The organism is uncultured Eudoraea sp., from assembly GCF_947258525.1.
Taxonomy (GTDB): Bacteria; Bacteroidota; Bacteroidia; order Flavobacteriales; family Flavobacteriaceae; genus Eudoraea.
The window spans coordinates 1-5483 of sequence record NZ_CAMYIP010000238.1 but is presented as its reverse complement, the minus strand read 5'-3'; the positions used below and the strand labels follow the sequence as shown (position 1 = coordinate 5483).

At 42.3% G+C, this 5483-nt stretch carries 2 protein-coding genes and 1 pseudogene; all 3 read left to right on the top strand.

What is annotated here, in order from left to right; translation table 11 throughout:
• A partial coding sequence (locus Q0X89_RS17820; protein WP_297696713.1) for a right-handed parallel beta-helix repeat-containing protein occupies window positions 1–1815 on the top strand: 1815 nt, incomplete at its 5' end.
• A 260-nt stretch (window positions 1816–2075) separates the two neighbouring features.
• Window positions 2076–3794, top strand: coding sequence for an Ig-like domain-containing protein (locus Q0X89_RS17815; protein WP_297696711.1), 1719 nt, complete (start codon window positions 2076–2078; stop codon window positions 3792–3794).
• Between the two features lie 524 nt (window positions 3795–4318).
• Window positions 4319–5483: pseudogene (locus tag Q0X89_RS17810) on the top strand (hypothetical protein); the annotation flags it as partial.

Sequence of the window (5483 nt, the reverse complement as noted above, 5' to 3'; positions counted from 1 at the left end):
AGTATACGTGTAGTAAATGGAAGTGTTAGATCTTCGAGACCCGGAGGAAGTGCTTGTGCAAGCTGTATACCTGTCCAAACCTTTAAAACCGAATATATTGCCAGTACCCTGGTAGAAAGACCCAATGAAGTGGGTGGTGCAGATCCGTCTTCGGCAGATACAGGTGTGGGTGTTTTTGCAGGTGCACAGACCCTGGCTTCCGTGACTATTGCCAATGAAGGTGTTGCCGGATTAGATTTTGGTTTTAATTTTAATACTATTGTGAATACAAATGAAGATGAGCAAGGATCTTTGGAACAATTTATAGTTAATAGTAATAACCTTGGTGAAACAGGCCTGGATATTGAAGCTAATGGCATTTTTGATCCTGTGGCTGGGGAAGATACTTCCGTCTTTATGATCCCATCCTCCGGAGATGTTTTGGGCAGGACTGCGGATCCTAATTTTGGAAGTGGTTATTTTAATATTACTGTTCCAAATGGTAGCCCACTATCAGTTATTACAGGTGATAATACAAATATCGACGGGAGAACCCAAACAGCTTACTCCGGTGATACCAATTCGGGAACTGTTGGTTCCGGGGGTACATCTGTTGGAACTTCGGCGATTTCTTTACCCAACTATGACCTTCCTGAAATACAAATTAACAAACAAAATGGAGAAGTGGCCCAATCACAGGGCACGAATGTCACTATTAGAAATATTGCAATATTCGGAGGAAATGTCGCAGGTATAGAGGTATTAAGCGGATCTGTCACTATATCCAATAATCTTATTGGAGTCAATGCTGTCGGGGTAGGATCGGGAAATACCGATAATGGTATTTATGTTACCGACGGGGCAGCAGTTATAGACGGAAATTATTTTTCCAGCAATACAGATGCCGGAATTTTAGTTGATGGAGGAACTTCTACCACCATTCAGAATAATCATTTTAGCACGAATGGTGATGGACCTTGTGATGATAATATTACAATTGCAGGTGGAACAGGAATTGTAATACAACAGAATTTAATAGAAAATGCCTCAGGACTTGGTATTGACGGGGATGGGATTTCAGGAAATGTATCTGTATTGGAAAATACCATTACCGGTTCCGGTCAGGATGGAGGTACCTGTAGTGGAAATCTTGAAAATGCAGGGATATTGCTCGACGGTAATAATTCTGCTATTACAAATAACATTATATTTTCTAATGGTGGCCCGGGAATAGTTTTAGCAGGTGGTAATACTAGTGGAAATCTGATTTCTCAAAATTCCATTTATGCCAATGGAACGGCTACGGATGCCCTGGGTATTGATTTAGACGATTCGGATAACGCCGGAGACGGGGTTACCCTGAATGAAAATGGGGATACGGATAATGGACCTAATGGTTTATTGAATTTTCCAATTGTTACTGCAGCATATATGTCGGGCTCTAACCTGGTGATCAAAGGATGGGCAAGACCGGGAGCCACTGTAGAGGTTTTTCTGACCGATGTCAATGAAGGAACTGCCACAGCCGGGGATAATGAATTAGGCTTCAGTACGGACTATGGAGAAGGTCAGGTATACCTGGGCACTGCCATTGAAGGAAGTGGAGCCGACGCAGACGGAGGGAGTTCTTCTTATACAGATACAGACGGTAATACGGACAATACAAACCGCTTCCATTTCAGTATTGCAATTCCACCAATGGCATCCATAGGTGATTTTATAACAACTACCGCCACCATAGGAAACAGTACTTCTGAGTTTTCTCCGATGAGTGTTCTGAAAGTTCAAACGGTTATTACCAACCGGAAAATTACTTACCGGGTAAATCAGGATTAATAGAAGTATTTCTGGTTATTCAAGGAAATTCAATTACTCCATACATCCTGAAGGTATTACATCATGTTTTGCAGGGTTCCTAGTCAGTATTCATGGGTTTTACAACAAATATTTTATTCCCTTGTTAGTATTGGGCATATTTACATTAGATATAAGACGCCCATATTCCGGGAAGCTCAAGCCATTTAAAGATGACGATAGGAAGGGCTATGTTTAGCATTAGTTTTCAACCCTTATTATTAATAAGGGTATGCCTGTTTATGGCTATAACATTAGGTTTATCAACATCGGTTCTCGGTCAGGTAGGCGTAGGCGCCAATTTTGGTGTAGAAGCGGATGCCTACTCCGGAGATGCAATTTCTGGTGTTAATACGGACGACTGGTTCTATAATGGTTTATCAGGGGCAGGTGTGATAGATGAGGCCACAGCAATTACCATGGGATATGCTGCGCAGCTGGCAGCCAATAATAACATAGCCTTTGATCTCAGGCAGAGCATTCCCAATTACGCGAGCAACAACGGTTATATCTGGTATAGTTCTCGCTACGCCAGGGATTATACCAGCCTGACAACCAATGACCAGACTACATTTACAGGCGGAAAAAACGGTGATAATCCACAATCTACCTGGGGAATAGGTTCAGGAACGGTACCCAGTAAAACAGATATTGTAGATGCCGCCGTTCATATGCGCCGTGATGGGATCAACGTAACAGACGACCTTTGGGTTAACCTTATGATATCAACCCTGTCTTCATCCGGAAACCATTTTGTTGATTTTGAGCTATTTGTTTCTGAGATAGAGGCATCAGGTTCCGGCTTTATTAATTCGGGTACTCAGGAGGGACATACAGCCTGGGAATTTGACGCTTTTGGTAATGTCATACAGATTGGGGATATGGTAATCGGTTTTTCCTATAGCGGAGGTGGCATATCCGGTGTGGAGGTCCGCTTGTGGGTAGATCGCTCTATATTTATCCCCGGCTCTTCCCCCGGAGGTACTTCTACCTTTACCTGGGGATCCAATATTGATGGAGGAAGTACTTATGGGTACGGACAAATAGTAGTACCTCCGGGCAGTCTTTTGAGTAACGTAAATCCATCGGCAACCCAAGCACCGCCGTGGGGAACGACCAATACTTCAGGTTATACGGCTAATTTTAACAATGATTATTTTGCTGAAGTAGCTCTGAATTTTACCCAGTTGGGCTTTGACCCAAGAGCATTGTTCGGATCCGGAGCAGCCTGTGACGCTCCATTCAGTGCGCTGATGGCGAAATCACGAACTTCGTCGTCGTTTACTTCATCCTTAAAGGATTTTGCGGGTCCTCTTGATTTTCTGGGAAGCGCAGAGGATACCCAGGTAAATACTACAATCATTGATCCCGGTGCCTTTGACTCTTGTGCAACAGGAGAAACCCGAACACTGCAAGCAGAATTTTACTCGGCCAGCGCTGAATACACCTGGTATTCCCTAACACCAGGAGTGGTATTCCCTGCTAATGGTCTGGATACAATAACTGGCATAGCATTAGATTCAGTGGTCATAGATACGCCCGGAGATTACCAGTTGGGTATAGCGCCGCTTCTAGGTTGTGACCCTGTTGTGGATAACTCCGATATTCTCGGGGTCTGGAGCATTCCCTGCTCACAGAATGACATTTATAGTGTAACAGTTAACAATACCCTTAATATTCCGGCCCCGGGAGTTTTAAACAATGATACGGACAGTGACCCCGCCGATGTATTAACAGTTGACACCACGCCTGTCGTGAATGTTGCCAACGGCATTCTCGTATTAAACACAGACGGTAGTTTTAGTTATACTCCCAATCCCGGGCATATCGGATCTGATTCTTTTACCTACCAGGTTTGCGATTCACATGGTCTTTGTGATACTGCCGTGGTTAACATGGCGATAGCCTCCGGAACGGTCATCACTAACCGCAGAATCACTTACAGAGTTAACCAAAATTAGCCTAAGTAAAGGTTGGCTATAAATTGTTAAAATTAAAGGTATTTCCTACAAAAAACTTTCGGCAATCCCTATGAATATTGGGATGATCGACCAACGAATTTTGCAAGAAAAAAGGAATATTTTCGATGAACACCTCATTTATTTAACCCTTGACTCTGGATAATGGCACTTACACAACAATTATTTTCCTGGCGCAGACATAGGGTTAATTTTGTAAAGTGTAATTAAACCGTTTGAATAACAAACAATTGATTAATGGTTTAATCAACCCCCAGATTATGAATAACTTGACCAACTTAATGAAGTTTAATCAGGCTTGGGTTCGCTTTGTTCCCTGGAGAAATTTCCTCCGGCCTAAACTAATTTCTTTTTTGTTCGGAAAAAGATATTCTCATTTTCAATTTAACGTTGGTTAGTCTTTTATAATAATCTGATCCAGGTCATAATATGGGAGACAACCAAATAAGATGTATTACACAGGCAGAACTATAAAGTTGAAAAAAATATTAGGTAAAGATATAGTCATGAAATTAAGACTTTTATTATTAGTATTTCTGGTATCCGGATTTGCTTTTGCCCAAACTACTGTTACGCTGCAGGATCAGTGTAATTGTGAGGTCTTAAGCGGGACTGCGGTCACTGTGCCTGGGGCAATCAATCCTTCAGGGGCAGATACAGGAGATATTTATGTAAATACAAACACCGGGATCATTTATTTCTGGGATGGCGATAGCTGGGAATTAACATCAAGCGATGACCAACAATTACAGAACTTCAATTTTAATGGAGCTACAAATATATTGACTCTAGATATTGAAGATGGTAATACTGTTTCAGTAGATCTATCCGCATTGAGCAATAGCGGCACGGATGATCAGGCACTTAGCCTGGTTGGTAATATCCTTACCTTAGAAGATGGTGGAACCGTAAACCTTGCTCCTTATTTAGACAATACAGATGATCAGACAATAACTGCATTTAGTATAGATGCCAGTAATATTCTTACAATTACTTTAGAGAGTGGTAATACCCAAACCGTTGATCTTTCGGGACTTGTAGGTACCGATGACCAAACAGCAACAGAAGTAAATTACGACAATAGCGCTTCCGGTTTAACCGCGATCAACGTACAGGATGCGATAGATGAGATCAATGCAGCTGCCGGAACGGTGGCTTTAGTAGATAATGGAGACGGGACCTATGATTTTACGGATGCAGCAGGAACAACCACTACAATATCAGATACCTCTATTTCTACTTTGGTAGATAATGCGGACGGTACCTATACCTATACTGATGAGACAGGGGCAACCCAGACCATTGATACCAATGCAAGTGCAAACCCATATAGCAATGCTGTTTCAGGCCTAACGGCTACCAATGTACAGGATGCGATAGATGAGATCAATGCAGCTGCCGGCACGGTGGCTTTAGTAGATAATGGCGACGGGACCTATGATTTCACGGATGCAGCAGGAACAACCACTACAATAACAGATACCTCTATTTCTACTTTGGTAGATAATGGCAACGGTACTCTAACATACACAAATGAAGCTGGTGTAGCCACTACCTTTGATGCAAAGATTGCCACCATAGTAGACAACCTTGATGGCACTTATACCATTACAGACGACTTTGGTACTTCCGCCACTATTGATACGAATAATGTTGTCACCACCCTTTCAG

Excerpts from the sequence above, each read along its gene's own strand:
- Q0X89_RS17815 (WP_297696711.1), top strand. The coding sequence starts at position 2,076 with ATGGCTATAACATTAGGTTTATCAACATCGGTTCTCGGTCAGGTAGGC.